Below are 22,151 nucleotides of genomic sequence, written 5' to 3' on the forward strand. Positions count from 1 at the left end.
ACTACCGACGCCCTGACCGCCGAGGCAGATCGTGCGAACGGACCAGACGAGGTGCTAAGCCGACGGGGTGGAATCGGGCGAACAGCTGGATGTCGTGGGCATCGACCACGCACCCGATGCCGCTGCTGGTGAGCATCCTCTTGATGTCGTGGGCATCGGCAATGCGATGGTGGATGTGTTGCTGCGCGCCGACGAAGCCGTCGTCACCGAGTTGAGCATCGTCAAGGGGGCGATGACGCTGGTGGACACCCAGCGGGCGGTCGAGCTCAGCGCGCTCGTCGAGATGCTGGGCGGCGCCGACGAGATGACGCCCGGCGGCTCGGTCGCGAACACGATGCTGGGCATTGCGGCGCTGGGCGGCAGCGCCGGCTACATGGGCCGGGTGTGCGAAGACCCGCTCGGCGATCTGTTCGTCTCGGACATGGTCGGCCATGGCGTGGAACACGCCACTGCGCGGGCGCCCGCAGACGATCCGACGGGTCGCTGCACGGTGGTCATCACCCCTGACGGCGAACGAACCATGAGCACGTACCTGGGCGCATCGGCCGGCTTCGCCCCGGCCGACGTGGACTGGGCAATGGTGGATCGAGCCCGGACTGTGCTGCTTGAGGGCTACCTCTGGGACCCGACAGCGGCCCGGGCAGCGCTGCGCGAAGTGGCGGAGCACTGCGCCGCGCCCGGCAACCACTGCCAGGTTGCCCTCAGCCTCTCGGACTCGCTGTGCGTGGAACGCCACCGGCGCGAGTTCATCGACATGGTCGACCGCTGCACCAACGTCCTGTTCGCCAACGCTGCTGAACTCAAGGCGCTTTACCAGACCGATGACCTCGACGAGGCGCTCGCTGCCGTGCGAGGTCAGGTGGACATTGCATCGGTCACGCTCTCAGCAGCGGGCGCAGTGCTCGTCACCCCCGACGAGGTCGTGAACGTTCCGGTTGAGCCCGTCGACGAAGTGGTCGACCGCACCGGTGCGGGCGATCTGTACGCGGCCGGTGTGCTGTACGGCTTGGCCCGGGGCTACGACCTGGAGCGCTGCGGCTGGCTGGGCTCAGTGGCAGCCGCCGAGGTCATCTCCCACGTGGGCACCCGGCCGCTGGTGCCGCTCGATGAGCTGGCTGCCGACGTGATCTAGAGCCAGTCGTCCCGGCTTGGGAAGCGACCGTCACGCATTCTGTGAGCAAATTTGCCGTCTGAGGCGGCATTTCTGCACAGGATTGCGGCATAGCCGCCGAGCCTTGGTGCGGCATCCCAGAAACTTAAAGATCTTGACAGATCGTGCCGTTGCTTTAAAGTTTGTCCCCGGCAGAGCACCGTTTTGCGCAGGTGTGTCCGAAAGACTTTAAGCCATATTGGATTCTTCGCATGCCCTTGCATTTTCTGGGACCCGACTCCCTTGATGAGCAGATTGAAGCTGCGCTCAACCGCGTTGTCGACGGTGAACTGCCTGAGGTCGTCGAGAGCGCCCAGGTTGACTTCAAGGAAGAGTCAGGGCGCCGCGCACCCGACGGGTCGGTGAGAACCGGTGAAGCCCGCAATGAAGCTGCTGCGGCAGCGCTGACACATGCGATGGCGTCCATGGCCAACAGCGCAGGCGGTGGTGCGGTCGTCTTGGGAGTCGCCGATGACGGCACTCTCGTCGGTACTCAGATCGACCCTGACTGGCTGCGAGCGCGGATCTGGGAGCTCAGCGGAAATCGGCTCACAGTGAACGTGCGCGCAGCTGAGTTCAACGGTTGCCGCCTCTTGCTGCTCAGTACGCCCGAGGTTGTGGAGCCGATCAGCTCCCAGGGGAAACTGCACCATCGAGTCGGGCCGCGCAGCGTTCAGATGGATATCTCTGCATGGCACAGCGCCCGTCTGCACCGCAGTGGGGCCGACTGGTCGGCCCAGCCGTCAGGCCACGCGATCGAAGATGCGAGCGCTGCCGCATTGGATACCGCTCGGCGACATCTGGCCTCCGAAGGTGCTGCAACAGATCTTGCGAAGGCGAATGACGCCGAATTGCTGCGTCGCTTGAGCCTCGCCGACAGCGACGGGCGACTGTCGAACGCAGGCTCATTGCTCTTCGTGGGTACTCCGGAGCCCGGGATTGACTACATCCGTCGCGATGGCTCAGGCGGCGACAGCCGCTACAGGTTGCGTGGCACCGAACCGTTGGTAATGCAGGTGCAGCAGGTTGAGTTAGCCGCGGAGGCTGCAAACCCGGTCCATCACATCGAATTGGGTTTTGTTCACCGACAAGTGCAATCGGTGCCCTCGCGAGCGCTGCGCGAGGCAATCGTCAACGGCGTTGCTCACAGAGACTGGCTGTCTCCTCTTCCCACGGTTGTAGAGCACGTGGCTGAGACGGTCACGGTCACGTCACCAGGAGGCTTTGTCGGCGGGATCGATCCATCCAACATCATCACCCACCCTGCGGTACCCCGCCATCGCGCTTTGGCTGAGGCGTTGGCGATGCTGAAGTATGCCGAGCGGCAAGGCGTCGGCGTGGCGCGAATGGTGCGAGACATGCTGGCGCTCGGACGACCGGCACCTGAAATCTCCGAACTCGTGGGCCCCTTTGTGCGTGTGGTTCTGATGGGTGGATCACCCGACGTGGCGCTGGCCAGTCTGCTCAGCAGCATTGAGCCACCAGACGTAGCTTCCAGCGTCGACACAGCGTTGGTGATTGACCACCTGTGCAGAATTGGTTGGGCTGACCGCTACACAGCTGCGCTGACGTTGCAGCGGGGCGAGGCTGAGACGGCCGACATCTTGGAGCGTCTCGCTGAGGCCACGTTTGTCGTCGGTGGGACGCCGCGAGCGAACGATGGCATACAGGAACCCGGCGTGGTGCCTCCTGCGGGAGACGCACGCAGGCGGTCACCGGCAGCAGTTCCCATCATCGTGCGCATTGCCGGAAGTCCCGACAGCCGGCACGCAGCATGCATGATCAGCGTCCCGGCACGCAAGCACCTGCACCGTCGAAATGCGGTGCATGCACCGATCGAGGGCCAATTGCGCGTTGCGTTCTCCTACGCGACCGCCCGCGGCCGCATCTCCAGCACAGAGGCCGCATCCTTGCTCTCGGTCAGCACCCCCACGGCCGTCGCCCGGCTCAGGGCACTCGCAGAAGCCGGAGAACTTGTGTCGAGCAATGCCAATGTCGGTGGCCGCGGCCACCACTATGTTCCGGCCGACCTGATCTAGAGCCAGTCGTCGTTGCTGCTGCCGGACGGGCGTGGTGGGTAGCGCGGTGCAAGATTGTTCCCATTGAGCCGGAACTCGATGGTCGGTACCTGAATGGACGCCGCAGCGGTGCCGGTCGCGTCACGCGGTCATCGTCGTTCGAATGACAGGATCGGCGCGCCGAACTCGCTCGGCGAGTCAGAGTTGAGCCACGCCATCGCGTCGGCATCGCCGGCGATGTAGGCCCGCCAGAAGGCCAGCGTTGTCTGTTCGACGATCCTCCTCTGGTCGGCGTTCTCAACGAAATTCGAAATATTCCCGCTGATGCCTCCCAGCCCGTGGTCGGCACCCTCCATCCAGGCTTCGTACTTGTCGCCGGGTGGTGCGAACAGGAACGGCTCACGCTTCCAATTCGGATCGTCGGTCGTGGCTCCCATGTCCTTGCTGCCGGTGATGTTGAGCATCGGACAGGCCATCGTGTCCCACGAGCCGTCCCGGAGACCTTGCTGGTTGCGGCCCTGACCGCTGGCGATCACCACGGCACCCACCCGGTCGTCGCGGAGCGACGTCGGCCCCTCGCCCGGCAGGTTGATCGTGACCCCCGAAACGAGCTGGCTGGTGTAGGCGCCGAAGGAGTGGCCGCCGACGCCGACGCGCTCGCCGTCGACGGTTCCGGCGAATTCCGCGACCTCGTCGAGCAGTGTGGGCGCTTGGTCCAGGACGGCCTTCACGTCCGCGACGCGGGCTAGCCACCACGGGGGCTGGAGCAAGCGGCCGATCATGAACTCGAAGATCTCGGGTACGGAGACCCATTCGTTGTTGTCAATGTGGTGCCGTTTGAGCCCGAGATCGGGATAGTCCCGCGCGACGTGCTCAATCGAGTCCAGGAACGTCGGCTGGATGACGACGAACCCGTGGCTTGCCCACAGTCGGGTCAATTCCACGCTGCGATGGCGCGATCCGCCCAACCCGTGACACCAAACGAGCAGCTTGTGGGAGCCGGCCTCAGTGGGGTAGCGGCAGGTGATCTCGATCTCGCGGTCGCGCCGCTCATCCACCACCCTCAGGTGCTCGGCCTTTCGCACCGGGTGCGGGCCAGTGCCCGCGTAGGTCCCAGCTGCGTGAGTGTTCATCCGATGATCTCCTTGCTGTCGCCGGTGTAGAGGACGCAGGCCACCTGTCGGTCATTGCCCAGGTCGATCATCGGAGGATGATCGTTAACGCACGCATCGTGAGCGTGCGGGCAGCGAGTGCGGTACGGACAGCCCGAGGGGAGGTTGAGCGGGCTGGGAATCTCGCCCGTGCTCATGCGGCCGCCGGAGCGCCGCTCGCGTTGGCGAACCGGGTTCGCGACCGGCACCGCGGCCAACAGGGCCTGGGTATAGGGATGCGCCGGCTCGGCGTACAGCTCTTCGGCTGGGCCCTCCTCGACGATGCTGCCCAGGTACATCACTGCGATGCGATCGCTGGCATGGTGCACCACGGCGAGATCGTGAGCGATCAGCAGGTAGGTGAGCCCCAGCCGTTCCTGAAGTTCCTCCAGGAGATTGATCACCTGGCTCTGGGTGGACACGTCGAGGGCGCTCACCGGCTCGTCCAGGATGAGCAGTCGCGGGCGCAACGCCAGGGCCCGCGCGATGGCGATGCGCTGGCGTTGCCCGCCGGAGAACTCGTGCGGTTTGCGTTCGAGATGCTCGCGGGACAGCCCGACGAGCTCCAGCAGCTCCTCGCAGGCCGCGAGTCGGGCCGCCTTGCCGAGGCGCTCGTGGATGTCGAGCGGCTCACCCAGGATGTCCGCAATGACCATCGACGGGTTCAGCGACGAAGCGGGGTCTTGAAAGACGGCCTGAATGTCGCGGCGGATGGCCTTGGGGTACTTGCCCTCCAAGGTGGTCAGCTCGACCCCGTCGAAGCGCACCGATCCGGATTCGGCACGCACGATGCCCAGAATCGTGTTGCCCGTGCTTGACTTCCCCGAACCGGACTCGCCGACGAGGCCCAGCGTCTGTCCCGCAGCGATGTCGAGGCTGACGCCGTTGACGGCGTGAATATCGGCCGCCGCGAGATGGAAGAGGCTGCGAGGGCTCCGATACTTGACGACAAGATCTGAGACCGCAAGCAGTGCCTCGGTGTCCGCCTCGCCGTTCATTGCGCCCCTTCCAGCGTGAGTTCTGCGGCACGCACGCAGCGGAACAGGTGCGTGTCCTGTGTCACCGACGCAATCGGAGCCGCAGTGCACTCGGCGGTGGCGTAGGGACAACGTGGCGCAAAGCGGCAACCCGTGGGCCACTCGCCCGGCTGCGGCACCACGCCGGGTATCGACCGCAGGGCTGTTCCGCGGTGAGCGGTTTGGGGCACGGCACCCAGAAGGCCCTCGGTGTAGGGGTGGCGTGGATTGGCGAAGAGCTCGGTGACCTCGGCCTGCTCGACGATTTCCCCGGCATACATCACGGCTGCCCGGTCGCAGATGTCCGCGACGACGGCGAGGTCGTGGGTGATGAACAGCATCCCCATGCCAAGTTCGCGTTGCAGGTCGCGCAACAGCGCCAAGACCTCGGCCTGGACCGTCACGTCGAGCGCTGTGGTTGGCTCGTCGGCGATGAGCAGCTTCGGTTCGCACGACAACGCCCGTGCAATAGCGACTCGCTGCGCCATCCCTCCGGAGAGCTCGTGAGGGAAGCTGCGAGTCCGGGCCGCGGCGTCGGGGATCCCGACCATGTCCAGCAGCTCAACAGCCCGCTTGCGTGCGTCACTGCGGCTCATCCCACGCTTGATCCGCAGGATCTCGGAGAGCTGGTCGCCGATCCGGAAGGCCGGATTCAGGCTCGTGGTGGGGTCTTGAAAGACCGCCGCCGCTTGCGTGCCCCGTACGTGTTCGAGGTCCCGGCGCGACATCTCTGACACGTCATCGCCCCCGAGCAGGATGGCCTCCGCGGTCGCAGCTCCAGGTTCGGGCACGAGGCCCAGCACCGCCATCGCGGTCACGCTCTTGCCGCACCCCGACTCGCCGACAAGGCCGAGCGTTTCGCCCGCCCGGACATGCAGAGACACATCGCTGACGACCGTCAGCGGCACACCGCGCGGCGAGGGGAACTGAACGTGCAGCGACGACACGACGAGCACTGCATCGGGCGGAACGTCGGCTCGCGCCTGCGGGCCTGGGGAGGGGTGTCCAGCGATGGCGCTGACAGCGGCCGCGCCCTCCGCACCCGGTCGCAGCACGGCGGTCTCGCCGATCCCGCGGCCGATTGAATCGCGGATGGCGTCACCGAGCAGATTCACGGCCAGCACAACAAGCGCGATGGCGATGCCCGGCGGCAGGGCCAGCCAGGGGTGCAGATTGATGAATCGCGACGCCGTCGTCAGCATCGTTCCCCAGCTGGCGTCCGGCGGTTGCACGGCGAGGCCCAGGAAGCTCAAGCCGGCTTCTGCCAGCAGGATGGCACCCGTCGTCAACGTGATCTGCACGATGAGCGGCGCGGCGATGTTGGGCAGGATTTGCTTGCGCACGATGCGACCGGTGCCGGCGCCCACGACCCGTGCGGCCCGCACGTAGAGCTCCTCGCGCTCGGCGATCACGAGGCCTCGTGCGAGCCGCAGGAAGGCTGTCGAGAACAGCAGGCCCAGGGCGATCATCGCCTTCGTGAGACCCGTGCCGAGCACCGTGATGATGACAATCACCACCATGATCCCGGGCACCGACACGACAGCCTCGACGACTCGCATTACGAGAAGGTCCCACCAACCGCCCATGTACCCGATGAACAGCCCGATCGGCACGCCGAGCACGACGGCAACCGTCAGAGCCTGGGCAACGGCGATCAGCACGATGCGAGCCCCGAAGATCAGACGGCTCAGCACGTCGCGGCCTAGATCGTCAGTCCCCAGCCAGTGCTCTCGTGATGGACCCTGCAGTGTGTCGAGCAGGCTCTGGTCGAGCGGGTCGTAGGGAGCGAGCCAGGGCGCGAAGATCCCGGCCACCAGCACGGCCGCCACGATGAGCGAAGCGGGAATCACGGCACGCTTGGCGAAGAAGCGCCGGGTGAAACGTTGCCGAGAGCCCAGCAGACTGCCGGCAGCGCCAGCCGATGGCCCGGAAGCCGGCGGAGCCCCGAGACCCGATCCGGGCGAGACCTTCGTCATGAGGGCCTGGCCTTCGGGTTGAGATAGCCGTACAACAGGTCGGTCACGAGCTGGGTGAGCACCACGACGATCACCGAGACGATGACGACCCCCTGCACGAGCGGCACGTCCTGGCGACGCACGGCGGTGACGGCGAGCGAGCCGAGCCCGTTCACTGCGAAGACCTGCTCGACGATGATCGCGCCCCCCAGCAGCACGGTGATCTGGAACGCCAGCACGGTGACGACCGGCAGCATGGCGTTCTTCATCGCATGCTTGAGCACCACCCGGCGAGAACTGAGGCCTTGCGCGCGGGCGGCACGGACATAGTCCGTCTGCAGAACGCCGACCATCGCGCTGCGTGTCTGGCGGGCGAGGATCGCAGCGGCACCCGTCCCGAGCGCGATGGCCGGCAGGGTGATACTGCGCAGCCACTCTGTAGGCGATTCGGTGAGGGGGGTGTACCCGGTCGCCGGGAACCACCGGATCTTCACAGCGAAGACAACGGCCAGTATCAGCGCGAGCCAGAAGTTCGGCAACGCTTGGCCGACGGTGGCGCCCGCCGTGGCGGCCCGGTCCGTCCATCCGCCCGGTCGCAGCGCCGCAATGAGGCCCGCGCCGATGCCGATGATGAGCGCCACCACCACAGCCGCAAGCGTCAGCGACAGCGTCACCGGCAGGCGCAACAGCACCGCATCGGTCACTTCGACGCTGTTGAAGAACGACGTCCCCAAGTCGCCTTGGACCGCATCGGTCAGCCAGTCCCAGTACCGCTGGGGCCACGGCTGGTCGAGGCCGAGCCGCTCATGCACCAGGTCGACCTGCTCCTGGGTGGCGTCGTCGCCCACGATGAGCTCGGCGGGGTTTCCCGGGAGCAGGTCGGTGATCGAGAACGTCAGCAGCGAGACGATGAACAGCAGGGGGACGAGCGCGACCAGCCGCTGTGCCGCGAGCTTCAGCATGCGGCGCTACCTGATCTCATCGGGTTTTCTTGGAGCCCGGAAGCAAAGCCGGGTACTGGCTAGCCGCCGACCCGGAACCCATGCCAGATCGGCGCCTCCGCCTGCGCGGCGTCGATCCGGATCGTCGGATTCTGCGCCATCTCGGCCGATGCGCCCAGCACGACGTCACTGCTCGTGACGAATATGACGGATCTCTCCTCGGCGAGGATCTCCCACATCTCGTGGTAGTGGGGAGCGCGCTCGGCGGGATCCAGACTCGCCGAGCCGAGTTCGTTGAGCTCAGCGAATCGCGGATTCGGCACGTGGCCGAACGGGTTGAACGGCGCGCCGACATTGAGAAACGTGCCTGGGTATGCCGAGACATCCCTGCCGACAACCCAAAACAGCGTCGTGATGGGGAAGTCGGTGCTCCGACTGCGGCCGGCGAGCGTGCCAGGTTCGAGCACTTCGACGCTCATGTCGATGCCGATGTCTCGCCAGAACTCGCCAAGGACTTCCACGTGCCGACCGAAGAATCCGATGGAGGGCATGGTAAAGCTGAAGCCGTCGCCGTAACCCGCTTCCGCCATCAACTGCCGGGCCCGCTCGGGGTTGAACTCGATGTTCTCGTCGAGTGCATCGTTGTGGGCCCAGTGACCCTTCGGCACCGGCTGCAGGTTGGGAGTACCGAGGCCGAAGTCGATCACCTGTGCCCAGGCATCGCGGTCAATGGCGATCGACATCGCCTCGCGGACCTGTGGAGAGGCAAATGCCGGCACGTTGGTGCCGTCCCGGTCGAGGATGGGAATTCCCAGCACCCAATTCGTTCCCATTTCGATCAGACCAAGCGAGGGGTCGGCGCCTGCCTCTGCAGCAGTCGGGCCGGCGACAGCGGCGATATCGAGCTGGCCGGTCTTGAGGGCGTTGAGTCGGGCCTGCGCGTCCGGAATGTCGTAGACCTCAATCCGTTCCACACCTTGGGCGCTCGGATTCCAGTAGCCGTCGTTCAGCGTGTAGACGTGGACGTCCCCCTCGCGGCTCTCTGCGGCGTTGTACACCCAGGGACCCGTGCCGACGGGGTTGCGGTCGAGTGCGGGATCGTCCAAGGCCGCAGGGCTGATCATGAATCCCGGAATCGACGCCAGGTCGCTGATGAAGGCCGGAGCGGGCTGGGCCAGTGTGACGACAACGGTGAAGGGGTCGGCCACGCTCACCGAGTCGATGACAGCAAACACATCGCTGACACCAACTGCCTTGCCTCGGTCGAGGTTCGCCTTGACAGCTGCGGCGTTGAAGGGCTCGCCGTCGGAGAAGGTGACATCATCCCGCAGCGTGATGGTGACATCGAGGCCGTCCACGGAGAAACCGGTCGCGAGGAGCGGTTGGATCGAGCCATCCCCGCCACGCTCTATGCGGAACAGCGGCTCATACACCGGTGTCAGCCAGGGCAACCCGCCGCCCAAGAAATTGTGCGGGTCCATCGTGATGAGCGAGACGATCGGTGCTAAACGGACCGTGCCGCTCGGTGCGGGGACCTCAGGTGCCGTCTCTTCGGGTTCCGGCGCGGACTCTGCCGGCTCGGATTCGGGGGCGGCGGTTTCGTCCGGCGCCGCTCCTTCGTCCGGCGCCGCTCCTTCGTCCGGCTCCGCTCCTTCGTCCGGCTCCGGCGCTGCGTCGTCAGTTTCGGTTGCTGTCGCGCTGGTGTCCGCACTCGGCGTGTCCGGGGCTGCATCGGGGGCGTCGTCGTCGGTGCCGCAGGACACCGCCAGCAGCGACATCACTGCGAGCAGGGCGAAGATGAGCAGGCTGGGGCGTCGTCGGTGACCAATCCAGCCGTTCGTAGAAATACGTGGACGGTGAGACATTGTGCTCCCCCGGTTAGCTCTACGTTCTGGGCAACGCTAGTTCCTTGTCACTCGATAGTGAAGAGTGAGTCCCGGGTTTCGGCGGCGATGGCGTCGAGCAGCGCCCGCAGGCGGTGGCGTTCGGCGCGGATGTCACCGGGGCTCGGAATCACGGCTTCGAGGTAGATCTTCGCCTTAGGTTCGGTGCCGCTCGGCCGGATGCAGATGCGCACCTGCGCCTCCGGGTCGTGGTTGGAGCCGTCCGCCGTGGCGGGCGCCAGCTCCAGTTCGACGAGGTCAGCGGGGTGAGGCGTGCTGGCGTCGAGCCAGTCCGCGATGTTCGTAACGGAGCGGCCAGCGATCGTGCGAGGTGGATTGGCCCGCAACGCCGCCATGGCGGCGGCGATCGCACCGGCGCTGGCGCGCACTGAAGCTGCCGCCGTGACGTGGAGGCCGAACTCGGCGGCCAGCTCATCGAGACGTTCGAGCGGTCCCATGCCGCGAGCAGCCAAGGCTCCGGTCAGCCGCGCGAATTCGATGGCCGCCGAGATGCCGTCCTTGTCGAGTACGGCGTCAGTGACCGAGTAGCCGAGCGCTTCCTCGTAGCCGAACACCCAGTGAGCGTCGGGATGCGCCAGCCGTGGCTCCATGATCCACTTGAAGCCGGTCAGGGTTCGATGGTGTCCGACGCCCCGAGCGGTGCAGAGTGCCTCGACCATCCGTCCCGACACGACCGATGAAGCCGAGATCAACGGTCGCGCAGCCCGGTGGCTACCGGCCAGACCGATCAGCCAGTCGCACAACAGCACGCCTAGTTCGTCCCCGCTCAGCCGGCGCCACGCACCGTCCCCATCGCGAACGGCCACTGCCAGCCGGTCTGCGTCGGGGTCGTTGGCCAGAACCAAGTCGATGCCCTCGTCGGAGGCCAGTGCGATCGCATCGTCGAGGGTGCCCGGCTCTTCGGGATTCGGGAACGGCAGCCCCGGGAACGTTGCGTCGGGATGTCGTTGGTGCTCGACATAGATCGGTGGCGGCAGGCCCGCGGTGGCGAACGCGTGGCCCAGGGTTTGCGAGCCGACGCCGCACAGCGCCGTGTAGACGAACTCTGGCACGTCCGCCGGATCGGCCGGCAGGCCGTCGGGGCCGAACACCGGTCGACGGACGGCAGCGCCGACGTATTCGGCGATCACCGATCGCACGTCGAGCAACTCCAGCTCGTGGCGGACGGCGAGGTCGTCGTCGGTTGGGAGATCCCCGAGGTCCATGCGGGCCTCGATGCGGCGGTCCAGCGGCGGCCGGATCTGGGTGCCGTCAGCCCAGTAGACCTTGAGACCGTTGTCATCGCGAGGGTTGTGGCTGGCGGTGATCATGAGTCCCGCCCCGGCGGAGCGGGCGAGCAGCTGCCGTGCCAGCAGGGGTGTTGGTGCGGGACCGTCGATGATTGCTGTCGGGATTCCCATAGCGGCGAGCAGCCGTGCGGCGTCGAAGGCCATGTCCGCGGAACCGGATCGGGCGTCGAAGCCGACGACGGCGCCTCGGTCAGCAAGTCCCGCTGAGACAAGTTCGGCGCCGATTGCCCGAGCACTCAGGCGCGCCATGACCCGGTTCATGCGCGCGGGGCCCGGTCCACTCGGCCCCCGCATCCCAGCGGTCCCGAATCGAAGCACGCTGCCGAAATGCGCCTCGACCCAGTCGGGACGCTCGCGGTTGGCCTCGATTGTGCTGCGCGCCACCGGATCTGGGTCGGCGGCCAGCCAGGCGTCCAGCAGCGTTGTCGGGGTCGTCATGGGGGATCGCCTTCACTCACCGCTGTCCCTCGAAGTACTTGGGGGCGCAAGTATGTTCGACTGGGCATGTTGTTCCCGACGTTCGTCTTCGGAGCATTCTTCGTCGTCGTCTTCGTCGTGAACTGGCTCACTCGGCCGCACCCGGCCCTGTGGAAGCCGCTGATGCTCGCAGCCAGCATCGTGTTCTACGGCTGGTGGAGCTGGCGCTTCGTCTTCCTGCTGCTCGTCACCATCGTCATCAATTGGGTCGTCGGGCACTACGCGGTGACCGGTTCCGCCGAGGCAGCACGGTGGTGGGTCCGGTTCGGCGTTACCGCCAATCTCGGCATCCTCGGCGTCTTCAAGTACTGGGACTTCTTCGCCGTCGAGCTGTCCAACCTGCTCGAGAGCATCGGCATCTCCGGTGCCCTGCCGGTGCTGGAGTACACGCTGCCGGTCGGCATCTCCTTCTACACGTTCCAAGCGATGAGCTACATCATCGACATCGGCCGGGGGAACGTCCGCGAGATGGCGCCGCTGGACTTTGCGGTGTACCTGTCATTCTTCCCCCAGCTGGTCGCCGGTCCGATTGTGAGAGCGGCAGAGATGGCACCGCAGCTCGCTGCACGGCCTGACCCCCGCTACGTCCCAGCCGCAGAAGCGTTCGGGCTGATCCTGAACGGGCTGTTCAAGAAGGTCGTGATCTCCAGCTTTCTGGCAAGCGAGATCGTGGACGACGTCTTCGCCGATCCGGGGGCCCACAGCGGACCCGAGGTCGTGCTCGGCGTCTACGCCTATGCGGTCCAGATCTATGCGGACTTTTCCGGGTACACCGACATCGCCATCGGCGTGGCGCTGCTGCTGGGCTTCCGCTTCCCGCAGAACTTCGACAATCCGTACCGGGCGCTCACGCTGCAGGACTTCTGGCGCCGATGGCACATGACCCTGTCGCGCTGGCTGCGCGATTACCTCTATGTGCCGCTGGGCGGCAACCGGGGTGGCCGCGCCAACACGTACCGCAACCTCATGATCGTCATGCTGCTCGGTGGCCTGTGGCACGGCAGCACCTGGAACTTCGTGATCTGGGGAGGCATTCACGGCGTCGTTCTGGCAGTGGAGCGGCTGGTGCGTGAGCAGCGAGAGCGCAGCGGTGCGGGTCCCGTGCTGTCCCCAGCCCTCGGCGAGGTGGTGCGCTGGCTGGTCACGTTCCATGTCGTGTGCCTGGCGTGGGTGTTCTTCCGTTCCGAGTCGCTGTCGGCGGCGATCGAGATGCTCGGTGCGGTCGCCAGCTTCGACAATTACGCCGGCGCTGCGACGCCGCTCGTGATCGCTGTGACTTTTGGCGCGCTGGCGTTCCAGTTCATGCCCACCGATTGGTTCGATCAGCTGCGCGACGGATTCGCCAGCCTGGGCTGGGTGACCCAAGGCGCGGTGGTGGGCGTCTCATTGGTGGCAATCGATGTCCTCGGCCCGACGGGCGTCGCCCCGTTCATCTACTTCCAGTTCTGAGCCATGTCGGATTCGCACGCTTCCCGAATCGTCCCGCCCACCGGGCAACCTCGTCTCGACGCCACGGACCGTCGCACCGGGGTCGCTGCCGGCAAGGTCTTGTTGGCTGGTGCGCTGGGGCTGCTGCTGGCGATCGTGCTCAACTCGCAGCAATTGCTTCGGGAAGCTCAGCAGAAGCCATTCGGCTGGGAGCGCGACGCTTCGGTGGCGGTCTGGGAGCCGGTCGAGGGTGCTGCCAGCTCCGTCGGCTTGCACCTGCCGCGCCTGTGGGCCGACGAAGCGTTGGGCCGCTCGGTGACCAATCCGGGCGTGATCACTGACCAATTCGCCTCCGTCGTCGCGGGCGATGCCGCCGACACAGCAGTGACCGATTCGATCCCCGTCGGTGTCGTGATCGCCGACACGCCCGCCACCGGGACCGACAGCACAGAGAGCGGCGATACGCCTGCGTTGGCAGACCAAGCGACGGGATCCGGGGCGACGGTCGGCGGATCAATCGGCACAGAGGCGACAGCTGGGGACCAGCAGCAGGCCACAGGTGCCGCCGACGACTCGGCGACGAGCGCACCTGCCACCACGGTGCCGTGGTTCCCAACACCCGCTGACCCGCTGCAGCTGTCCATCATGGGCGACTCGATGGTGCAGTTCTTCGGCAAGACCATGGTCGGACTGGCCAACGACACTGGTGTCATCAATGCCTCGACAGAGCATCAGCTCTCAAGCGGCCTGAGTCGGCCTGACTTCTACGACTGGCCGACTCGGATCGTCGAAGTCATGGCTGCTGACGACCCCGACGCAGTGGTGCTGATGTTCGGAGGCAACGACGCTCAGGCGATCGTCGTGGACGGCCAGATCGCCCGCCGTTTCTCGGAGAGCTGGCTACAGGAGTACTCGGCAAGAGTCGGTCACATCATGGATTTGGTGACGACCGACCCGGAACGAGTCTTGATCTGGGTCGGCCAGCCGATAATGGAAGATCCCGACTACGACTCCCGGATGCAGCGGGTCAACGAGATCTTTGCGGCAGAAGCTGCCGAGCGCGACCGGGTGCGCTACGTGGAAATCCGCGACCTGTTCAGGGGGCCGAACGGCACCTTCAGCCGCTACGTCGCTGATGCCGACGGGCAGCTCACCGACGTTCGACTCACCGATGGCGTCCACCTCAGCACCATCGGTGGCAGATGGCTGTCGGAGGTGTTGTTGGACGAACTCGGCCTTGTCGTCGATTTGACGTCGGGCGCTCCTTCGTGAACCAGCGGGAATTGCGCCGCCCTCGGCGATCGCTGAGGGCAGCAGCGGCCGCAGTCGTCGTGTGCCTGCTGGCGTCAGGGCTGCTTGGGGGACCGGCGGGGGCGCAGACCGACGACGAGGCCTCGACCGACGACGGTGCCAGCGAGGAAATGCCAGCGCCCGAGCCGGCGCCCGAGCCGGCACCCAGGGTCAGTGAAGATCCATGGGCAGACCCTGTGCTGCGCTGGCCAGACCCGCTGGCCGAATCGCAGCTGGGCACCGAGCCCACCTACTACTGGTTTGCGCGCGACGACCGGCGGTCGCTCCTACCGTCGGCGACCTCCGAACGGCCGTTGCGGGTGTGGGCCGGCGGAGACTCGATGTCGGGCGGTCCGGTCTATGGCTTCCGGCAGCTCATCGCCGACGACGAGCGGTTCCGCTTCACCGAGGACATCATCAAGTCGACCGGCGTCGTGACCGACTGGTATTTCGACTGGATCGACTACATGGCCACCGAGGTGGCGGAGGGACCCTACGACGTCATCGTGATTGCCATGGGCGCCAACGACAAGCAGCGGTTCCGGGGCATTCCGGTTTATGTCGGGGAGCAGGCGTGGTCTGAGCAATACCGCTCGCGCGTGCGCGACATCGTCGCTGCGGCAGTGCGGCCCGGCCGACTGGTGGTCTGGGTTGGGCTGCCACCGCTGGGATCTCGGTTTCTGTCAGACCTGCCCAGCACAGTCAACCCGCTGTCCGCGGCGGCTGTGGCCGAAGTCCCCGGAGCGATCTTCGTCGATGCATACGAGACGCTGTCTATCGACGGACGCTATGCCTCGCAGCTCGGCGCCGATCACGGCAATCGCAGGATTCGCACCCAAGACGGAGTCCACTACACGCTCTATGGCGGTCTCGTGCTGACCCAGCCGATCCTGGCCGCGATTGAGCGCCGCAGCGGTTGACGCGCGACTAGCCGCGGCCGCAGTTGGGGCGCTTGCCGTGATTGGCCTTGTTGCGCCGCGCCCGGAGCTTTCGCTTGTTGGTGCGCTTCGACATAGACGGATCAGGCTATCGACGCCGCGCCGGCATCAGTCCGGGGGCATCAGTTGCGGTGTGGTGGTCTCCGAGGCCACGGTCGGCTCAGCCAACCGCGCCGACCTCATGCAGCTTTTCGATGTCGTCGGCATCGAAGCCCCAGTCAGCCAGCACCTCGTCGGTGTTCTCGCCGGGTGAAGCCGGCGGCCGAGCGACTTCGCCGGGAGTACGGCTGAAGCGAGGTGCAGGCGCGGGCTGCATCACGCCTTCCACCTCGACGAAGCTGCCGCGGGCCACGTTGTGCGGGTGATGGGGAGCCTCGGACAGGTCCAGCACCGGCGCGTAGCACACGTCTGAGCCGGCCATGATCTCGTCCCACTCATCCCGGGTCTTGGTCTTGATGACCTCGGCCAGGCGGGCCCGCTTGTCAGCCCACGCATCCCGGTCGTTGCGGTCCACGGTGGGAGCGTCGGCCAAGCCGGTCTTCTCCAACAGTTCATCGTGGAATTTGCCCTCGATCGACCCGACCGAGACGAATTTGCCGTCGGAGGTCTCGTACACGCCGTAGTAGTAGGCGCCGCCGTCGAGGAAGTTGGATTCCCGCTCGTCTTGCCAGCCGCCCGAGCCGTAGATGCCGTAGATCGCCGCCATCAGCGATGCGGCGCCCTCGGTCATCGCTGCGTCCACCACCTGGCCCTCCCCGGAGTCGCGCGCTTCGAGCAGCGCAGCGCACACACCGAATGCCAGGTACATGCCTCCGCCGCCGAAGTCGCCCACCAGGTTGAGCGGTGGGCTCGGCGCCTCGGCGGGACCGATGGCGTGCAGTGCGCCCGTGAGGGCGATGTAGTTGATGTCGTGGCCGGCTGCGTGCGCCATGGGGCCTTCCTGACCCCACCCGGTCATGCGCCCGTACACCAGCTTCGGGTTGCGGTCGAAGCACTCGTGCGGACCGAGGCCGAGCCGTTCGGTCACGCCGGGGCGGAACCCCTCGATCAGCGCGTCGGCCTGTTCCACCAGCTTCAGCACGGTCTCGACGCCGTCCGGCGACTTGAGGTCGACCGCAACCGAGCGCCGGCCGCGATTGAGCACGTTGAACTTGCGTCCCCGGTCGATGCCGAGGTCTTCGGGTGTCATGCGATCGATGCGGACGACGTCCGCCCCCAGGTCAGCGAGCAGCATTGCGCAGAACGGCCCTGGGCCGATGCCAGCAAGCTCGATCACCTTGAGTCCCTGCAACGGTCCCATGGATTCCTCCCCGTCAGTGGGCGTCGTAGCCGCACGCCCGTAGCGGCGAAGTCTTGCATCTCGGATTGCGCGATGCCCGAGCGCCGCTGCTCGGAAAACGACTGTCATGCCTTCTTTGTGCAATTTTGCCGTCTGTGGCGGCATTTCTGCGCAGAGTCGAAGCAGTCGGAGTTGGCAGGCGTCATGACCTTCGATCCGCATTCATAGTCATTTGACTGAATATGTGTATACTCATCGTGTGCCAGCGCCAGCCCCAGCACTCCTTCCGATCTTTCGGTCCCAGACTCAGGCGCAGATTCTCGCCGAAGTGCTCTTCAACTCGCCGGCGAATGGCCGTGAACTTGCACGGCGGCTCGGTTTGGCTCAGCCAACCGTTGCCCGAGAGCTGGGCCGGCTCGTGGACGCCGGGATCGTGGAGTACGAGCAAGTCGGCAATGCCAAAGTCGTCCACGCCGCCCCTGCGCCCTACGCCAATGCGCTGCGCCAGCTCGTTGCATATGCCGCAGGCGTTCCCCACATCGTCCGCACCGTGTACGAGAACGTCGATGACATCGATGAGACCTTCATTCACGGGTCCTGGGCAGCACGATTCCACGGGGAGCCCGGCAGCCCACCCCGCGATCTTGACCTCGTTATCGTCAGCCTCTCCCATACTCGGTTCACTCTTGCCCCCTATCGCACCGCGATCGAAGTCGAGACCGGTATGACCGTCGATCAGATGATCTTGGCACCCGACAACGAACGGCTTGAGTCGCTTCGAGCAGGATCGGTACCGGTTCTCGTCCCTCGAGATGCCCGCACGTGAACAGCCGTCCGGCAGCGTTAGGCGAACTCATCGGCGCGTCGCTGCACCGTGTCCCGGGACCGGTCGCTGAACACCGCAACGAGGGAAGGCGCGTCCTGGCGTCGGCACGCGAATTTCGTCATACGGCTCAGCTCTGCCGCGACAACAACCTGCGCCTCCCAGTGATATCAAACCTGCACGAAGCGGCCCGGCTGGCAGTCACGGCGGTCGCGGCTTCGAAGGGACTGCGTTTTGCCAACCGTCCCGGCGCTCATGTCGCTGCCGTTGACTACGCGCTCGCAGTCGACCTTGTCAATCGAGTCGAATGGACACAACTCGACCAGCTACGCGATCTCCGACACAAGGCGAATTACCCTTCCGATCTCGTCGAACCCACCAGTGCGGAGCTCGACCAGTTCACCAATCTCGCCGACAGCGTCATCGTCCGTGCACAACAGACGGTCGCTTCCATTCCACCCCCTCCGCCCCGACCTTGACGCTCGGGGACACGAATTCCACGACCGCGGACCCCACAACCACGAACCTTCTGAACTGCTGCGCTCACTAGCCTCGCCCGGCGATGGAGCGCTTTGGGTTTGTCGGCTTGCCCAACGCGGGGAAATCGTCACTGTTCAATTCCCTCGCTGGCGGCGGTGCGCTGGCCGCGCCGTACGCGTTCGCGACAACCGATCCCAATGTCGGCGTGGCACGCGTGCCCGATGGACGCCTCGATGCCCTGGCCGCCATGAGCGCGAGCCGCAAAGTGGTGCCCACGACCACCGAGTTCATCGACATCGGAGGCTTGGTAGAGGGCGCCAGCAAGGGCGAGGGACTGGGCAACCGATTCCTGGCCGGAATTCGCGAGGTCGATGCGATTGTCTTTGTGCTGCGTGCCTTCACCGATACCGATGTGCCAGGTCCCGCCGATCCGCTCGAGCACCTCAGCATTGTGGAGACCGAGTTGACACTGGCCGACTTGGAGTCGGTGGAGTCCCGGATCAAACGCCGGCGCAAGGCATTGCGCAGCCAGCCCTCCGACATTGCGCTTGCCGAAGAAGTGGCAGCACTCGATGCAGCACTTGAGCACCTCGAAGCTGGCACACCGCTGTTCCGGGCATGGCCGCTCGCTGCGACGCGCAACGGGGCCGACGAACACCCGCATCGCGCTGCGCTGCGGAGCCACTTCCTGCTGACCGACAAGCCGGTCATGGCGGTCCTGAACATCGGAGAGGACCAGCTGGATTCCGCAGCCGAGCTTGCCGCGCCCATCGAGGCTGAGCTGCCGGGTGCCACGGTGCTGCCGCTCTGCGTGCAACTTGAAGCAGAAGCTGCACAGCTCGATGCGGCCGGACGGGCTGAATTGCTGGAAGGACTCGGTCTGGGTTCCGGAGCGCTGGAGCGATTCGTTGCTGGCGCGCACGGCCTGCTGGGATTGCGAACTTTTCTCACGACCGGCGAGAAGGAGTCACGGGCGTGGACATTCCGTGCTGGCTGGCGGGCACCGCAGTGTGCTGGCCGGATCCACACCGATTTCGAGCGTGGCTTCATCCGGGCAGAAGTGATCGATTGGGCGGAGCTGCTCGAACTGGGCTCATGGGGCGCTGCGCGTGAAGCCGGCAGGATGCGCGTCGAAGGCAAGGACTACCCGATGCGCGACGGCGACGTCGTGGAGTTCCGCTTCAACGTGTAGCCATGCCGTGGTTGGCCTGTGGGGACCGCGTGGTGGCAAGCCTCGAAGTCGCCCGCGCCCGGTCTGCACGCCGTCGCGGACTGCTGGGGCGCGACGACCTGACCGGGGCGCTGCTGATCGAGCGTTGCCGTGCGGTGCACACGGTGGGAATGAACTTCGAGATCGATGTGGCATACCTCGACGCCGGCAGGCAAGTGGTCGACATCGTCACGATGCGGCCGGGCCGGATCGGCCTGCCCCGGCTGGGTGCACGATCGGTGATCGAGGCCCGAGCGGGCGCGTTCGAACGCTGGGGAATTCGAGTGGGCGACTCGCTCGACGTCCGGCTCGACGCATGAGCACACCAACACTCGCTGGGCGTGCTTGCCTACAGACATGACTGACCGGTCAGCCGCAGACACCGCAGAGCAACCGCGGCTGTGGCTGGTCGCTACGCCGATCGGAAATCTGGCCGACATCGCCCCCCGGGCGGTACAGGTGCTGCGCGAGGTGTCATTCGTGGCCTGTGAGGACACACGCCGCACAGGTTTGCTGCTGCAGCGGCTGGGCATCGGACGGCGGCCGCTCCTCGCAGTGCACGAGCACAACGAGGCTGCGGCATGCGAACAGGTGGTCAAGCGCTTGGTTGCCGGGGAGACAGCTGCATATGTGACCGACGCCGGCATGCCTGGCATTTCCGATCCCGGACAGCGCCTCGTCGAGTCCGCTGCGGCTGCTGGAGTGCTCATCAGCGTTGTGCCGGGGCCATCTGCGCCCATCGCGGCGCTCGCCGTGTCCGGCCTGCCGACGCAACGCTGGATCATGGAGGGCTTCCTGCCCCGCAGCGGGGAGGCCCGCGAGGCGCGGATGGCCGAGATCGCTGTCTCGGGGCACACCGTCGTTCTGCTCGAATCGCCTCGACGAGTCGGCGCCACGCTGGCCGAGCTGGCGCAAGCTTGTGGTGGCGACCGGCCAGCCGTGGTGGCGCGGGAGCTGACCAAGCTGCACGAAGAGGTGTGCCGCGGGACGCTCGCAGAGTTGGCGACCCGATTTGGCGACCCGCCCAAGGGGGAGATCGTGGTGGTCATCGGTCCGGCAGTTTCAGCGGCCCCCTCCGACGATGAGATCGGGGCCGAACTGGCGAACGAGCTCGCCGCTGGCGTCAGCGCACGCGACGCTGCGGCCGCCGTGGCACGCAAGCTCGGCGTCGGTCGCAACCGGGTGTACCCCCTCGCGGTGGCGCTGGCAGGCGCTCGCGACTGAGCTGGCGGGTACCCAAACTCGTCGCTGAAACTCCGCAAGCTCGCTGGCTGCCCCTCACTACCCTGCAGGCGTGGCTTCCTACTACGTCACGACGCCGATCTACTACGTGAACGACGCCCCCCACATCGGGCACGCGTACACGACGATCACCGCCGATGCGATCGCTCGCTGGAAGCGGCTGTGCGGCGATGACGTCATGTTCCTGACCGGCACCGACGAGCACGGTCTCAAGGTCCAGCGGGCAGCGCAGGAGCACGACTGCACTCCCATCGAGTGGGCAGACCGCACCGTCGTGCGCTTCCAGGAGGCATGGCAGCAGCTCGACATCGCCAACGACGACTTCATCCGCACAACCGAGCCCCGCCATCACCGCTCGGTACAGCAGCTGCTGCAGGCCTGCTACGACAACGGCGACATCACCTTGCAGACCTACGAGGGCCTGTATTGCGTGAGCTGTGAGGCCTATTACACCGACGACGACCTTGACGACGGCAACTGCCGCATCCACCGCCGTCCCGCCGAGCATGTCACCGAAGAGAACTATTTCTTCTCGCTCAGCCGGTACGAGAAGCCGTTGCTGGACTGGTACGAGGCACATCCCGACTTCGTGGTCCCGGCGACCAAGCGCAACGAGGCGCTGGGGTTCATCCGCGGCGGCCTGCAGGACTTCTCCATCAGCCGCACATCGCTGGACTGGGGAATCCGAATTCCCTGGGACCCTCGCCATGTCACCTACGTCTGGTTCGACGCTCTGACGAACTACATCACGGCGGCTGGCTACGGCGACGACCCGATCCAGTTCGACCACCGCTGGCCGGGGGTCCATCTCATCGGCAAGGACATCCTGCGATTCCACTGCGTGTACTGGCCGGCGATGCTGATGAGCGGCGGCGTGTTGCCGCCGCGGCGGGTCCACGTCCACGGCTTTCTGCTGGTCGGCGGCGAGAAGATGGCGAAGTCGGCGCTCAACCAGATCGCTCCCGGCGACCTCGTGAACGACTTCGGCAGCGACGGCGTGCGGCACCACTTTTTGCACGATCAGCCCTTCGGACCTGACGGGGATTTCTCCTATGAGGCGATGGTCGCCCGCTACAACGCGGACTTGGCCAACAACCTGGGCAACCTCATGAGCCGGGTGGCCACCGTGGTCGCTCGCAAGTGCAACGGGATCGGGCCGGCGCCTAGCCCCGACAGCCCGCTGGCCTCCGCGGTGGCCCAGTGCTACGGCGAGGCGGCCGAGGCGTGGGAACGACTGGCGCCTTCAGATGCCCTCGACGCCACATGGCGGATCATTCGTGAGACCAATTCCATGCTCGAGGCGACCGAGCCATGGAAGGCCGAACCAGGTCCCGAGGTGGACGCGGTGCTCGGTGATGCGCTCGAGGCGCTGCGCATCGTGGCGGTGCTGTCGTCGGTGGCCACGCCGAGGGGTTGCCAGGAAGTGTGGCGGCGCATCGGCATGGAGGGTTTGGTGGCCGATCAGCGTCTGCCGGAGGCTGCCAACTGGGGCGGTTACCCAGGGGGCCTGCCGGTGGAAACGGGCGAACCGCTGTATCCGCGCCTGCGATGAGCCCATTG

Annotated in this window: 19 protein-coding genes; 11 read left to right on the top strand and 8 right to left on the bottom strand. The window is 66.1% G+C overall.

Going from position 1 to position 22,151, the window contains the following annotated elements:
• Positions 1-67: 67 nt before the first annotated feature.
• Both ACOOHB_RS19960 and ACOOHB_RS19965 read left to right on the top strand, forming a co-directional pair.
• Entirely contained in the window at positions 68-1,132 is a 1,065-nt protein-coding gene (locus ACOOHB_RS19960) for an adenosine kinase (RefSeq protein WP_420446532.1), read from the top strand.
• Positions 1,133-1,362: 230 nt separating this feature from the next.
• Complete coding sequence (locus ACOOHB_RS19965) at positions 1,363-3,189, top strand: ATP-binding protein (protein WP_420446533.1); 1,827 nt, start codon at positions 1,363-1,365, stop codon at positions 3,187-3,189.
• Positions 3,190-3,317: 128 nt separating this feature from the next.
• Here ACOOHB_RS19965 and ACOOHB_RS19970 read toward each other — a convergent pair whose 3' ends face one another.
• From ACOOHB_RS19970 to ACOOHB_RS19995, 6 genes are read right to left on the bottom strand one after another with little or no spacing between them, the layout of a single operon-like run.
• Positions 3,318-4,301, bottom strand: coding sequence for an alpha/beta hydrolase family protein (locus ACOOHB_RS19970; RefSeq protein ID WP_420446534.1), 984 nt, complete (start codon positions 4,299-4,301; stop codon positions 3,318-3,320).
• A complete protein-coding gene (locus tag ACOOHB_RS19975; RefSeq protein ID WP_420446535.1) occupies positions 4,298-5,317 on the bottom strand; it encodes an ABC transporter ATP-binding protein in 1,020 nt (339 codons plus the stop codon). Before ACOOHB_RS19975 ends, ACOOHB_RS19970 begins: the two co-directional genes overlap by 4 nt.
• On the bottom strand, positions 5,314-7,311 hold the full coding sequence (locus tag ACOOHB_RS19980) for a dipeptide/oligopeptide/nickel ABC transporter permease/ATP-binding protein (RefSeq protein ID WP_420446536.1): 1,998 nt from the start codon (positions 7,309-7,311) through the stop codon (positions 5,314-5,316). The genes ACOOHB_RS19975 and ACOOHB_RS19980 overlap by 4 nt, the downstream gene beginning before the upstream one ends.
• On the bottom strand, positions 7,308-8,252 hold the full coding sequence (locus ACOOHB_RS19985) for an ABC transporter permease (RefSeq protein ID WP_420446537.1): 945 nt from the start codon (positions 8,250-8,252) through the stop codon (positions 7,308-7,310). Before ACOOHB_RS19985 ends, ACOOHB_RS19980 begins: the two co-directional genes overlap by 4 nt.
• 59 nt (positions 8,253-8,311) lie before the next feature.
• On the bottom strand, positions 8,312-10,096 hold the full coding sequence (locus ACOOHB_RS19990) for an ABC transporter substrate-binding protein (RefSeq protein WP_420446538.1): 1,785 nt from the start codon (positions 10,094-10,096) through the stop codon (positions 8,312-8,314).
• A 47-nt stretch (positions 10,097-10,143) separates the two neighbouring features.
• A complete protein-coding gene (locus tag ACOOHB_RS19995) occupies positions 10,144-11,862 on the bottom strand; it encodes a phospho-sugar mutase (RefSeq protein ID WP_420446539.1) in 1,719 nt (572 codons plus the stop codon).
• Between the two features lie 66 nt (positions 11,863-11,928).
• Between ACOOHB_RS19995 and ACOOHB_RS20000 the strand changes: the two genes are divergently transcribed.
• Genes ACOOHB_RS20000 through ACOOHB_RS20010 form a run of 3 tightly spaced genes read left to right on the top strand, consistent with a single transcriptional unit; the run spans position 11,929 to position 15,539 of the window.
• The gene (locus tag ACOOHB_RS20000) at positions 11,929-13,350 is read left to right on the top strand and encodes an MBOAT family O-acyltransferase (RefSeq protein WP_420446540.1); all 1,422 of its coding nucleotides are present in this window, start codon (positions 11,929-11,931) and stop codon (positions 13,348-13,350) included.
• A gap of 3 nt (positions 13,351-13,353) precedes the next feature.
• A complete protein-coding gene (locus ACOOHB_RS20005) occupies positions 13,354-14,601 on the top strand; it encodes a DUF459 domain-containing protein (RefSeq protein ID WP_420446541.1) in 1,248 nt (415 codons plus the stop codon).
• Positions 14,598-15,539: a DUF459 domain-containing protein gene (locus tag ACOOHB_RS20010; protein ID WP_420446542.1), complete on the top strand. Its 942-nt coding sequence runs from the start codon at positions 14,598-14,600 to the stop codon at positions 15,537-15,539. Before ACOOHB_RS20005 ends, ACOOHB_RS20010 begins: the two co-directional genes overlap by 4 nt.
• 7 nt (positions 15,540-15,546) lie before the next feature.
• On the opposite strand, the gene ACOOHB_RS20015 is transcribed toward ACOOHB_RS20010, so the two are convergent.
• Together ACOOHB_RS20015 and ACOOHB_RS20020 are read right to left on the bottom strand one after the other, a co-directional pair.
• Complete coding sequence (locus ACOOHB_RS20015) at positions 15,547-15,633, bottom strand: 50S ribosomal protein bL37 (protein WP_419923509.1); 87 nt, start codon at positions 15,631-15,633, stop codon at positions 15,547-15,549.
• A gap of 84 nt (positions 15,634-15,717) precedes the next feature.
• The gene (locus tag ACOOHB_RS20020) at positions 15,718-16,857 is read right to left on the bottom strand and encodes a CaiB/BaiF CoA transferase family protein (RefSeq protein WP_420446948.1); all 1,140 of its coding nucleotides are present in this window, start codon (positions 16,855-16,857) and stop codon (positions 15,718-15,720) included.
• A 238-nt stretch (positions 16,858-17,095) separates the two neighbouring features.
• Here ACOOHB_RS20020 and ACOOHB_RS20025 point away from each other — a divergent pair, with 238 nt between their 5' ends.
• The 6 genes from ACOOHB_RS20025 to ACOOHB_RS20050 all read left to right on the top strand — a co-directional run bounded on the left by ACOOHB_RS20025 (position 17,096) and on the right by ACOOHB_RS20050 (position 22,143).
• Positions 17,096-17,662, top strand: coding sequence for a MarR family transcriptional regulator (locus ACOOHB_RS20025; RefSeq protein ID WP_420446543.1), 567 nt, complete (start codon positions 17,096-17,098; stop codon positions 17,660-17,662).
• On the top strand, positions 17,659-18,138 hold the full coding sequence (locus ACOOHB_RS20030; protein WP_420446544.1) for a HEPN domain-containing protein: 480 nt from the start codon (positions 17,659-17,661) through the stop codon (positions 18,136-18,138). Before ACOOHB_RS20025 ends, ACOOHB_RS20030 begins: the two co-directional genes overlap by 4 nt.
• An 83-nt stretch (positions 18,139-18,221) precedes the next feature.
• Positions 18,222-19,331, top strand: a complete 1,110-nt coding sequence (ychF, locus tag ACOOHB_RS20035) for a redox-regulated ATPase YchF (RefSeq protein WP_420446545.1) — start codon at positions 18,222-18,224, stop codon at positions 19,329-19,331.
• Positions 19,332-19,333: 2 nt separating this feature from the next.
• A complete protein-coding gene (locus ACOOHB_RS20040; protein WP_420446546.1) occupies positions 19,334-19,669 on the top strand; it encodes a DUF192 domain-containing protein in 336 nt (111 codons plus the stop codon).
• 37 nt (positions 19,670-19,706) lie between these two features.
• On the top strand, positions 19,707-20,573 hold the full coding sequence (gene rsmI, locus ACOOHB_RS20045; protein WP_420446547.1) for a 16S rRNA (cytidine(1402)-2'-O)-methyltransferase: 867 nt from the start codon (positions 19,707-19,709) through the stop codon (positions 20,571-20,573).
• A gap of 70 nt (positions 20,574-20,643) precedes the next feature.
• Complete coding sequence (locus ACOOHB_RS20050; RefSeq protein ID WP_420446548.1) at positions 20,644-22,143, top strand: class I tRNA ligase family protein; 1,500 nt, start codon at positions 20,644-20,646, stop codon at positions 22,141-22,143.
• Positions 22,144-22,151 lie beyond the last annotated feature (8 nt).

This window comes from Candidatus Poriferisodalis sp., from assembly GCF_965215815.1.
Lineage (GTDB): Bacteria > Actinomycetota > Acidimicrobiia > Acidimicrobiales > Poriferisodalaceae > Poriferisodalis.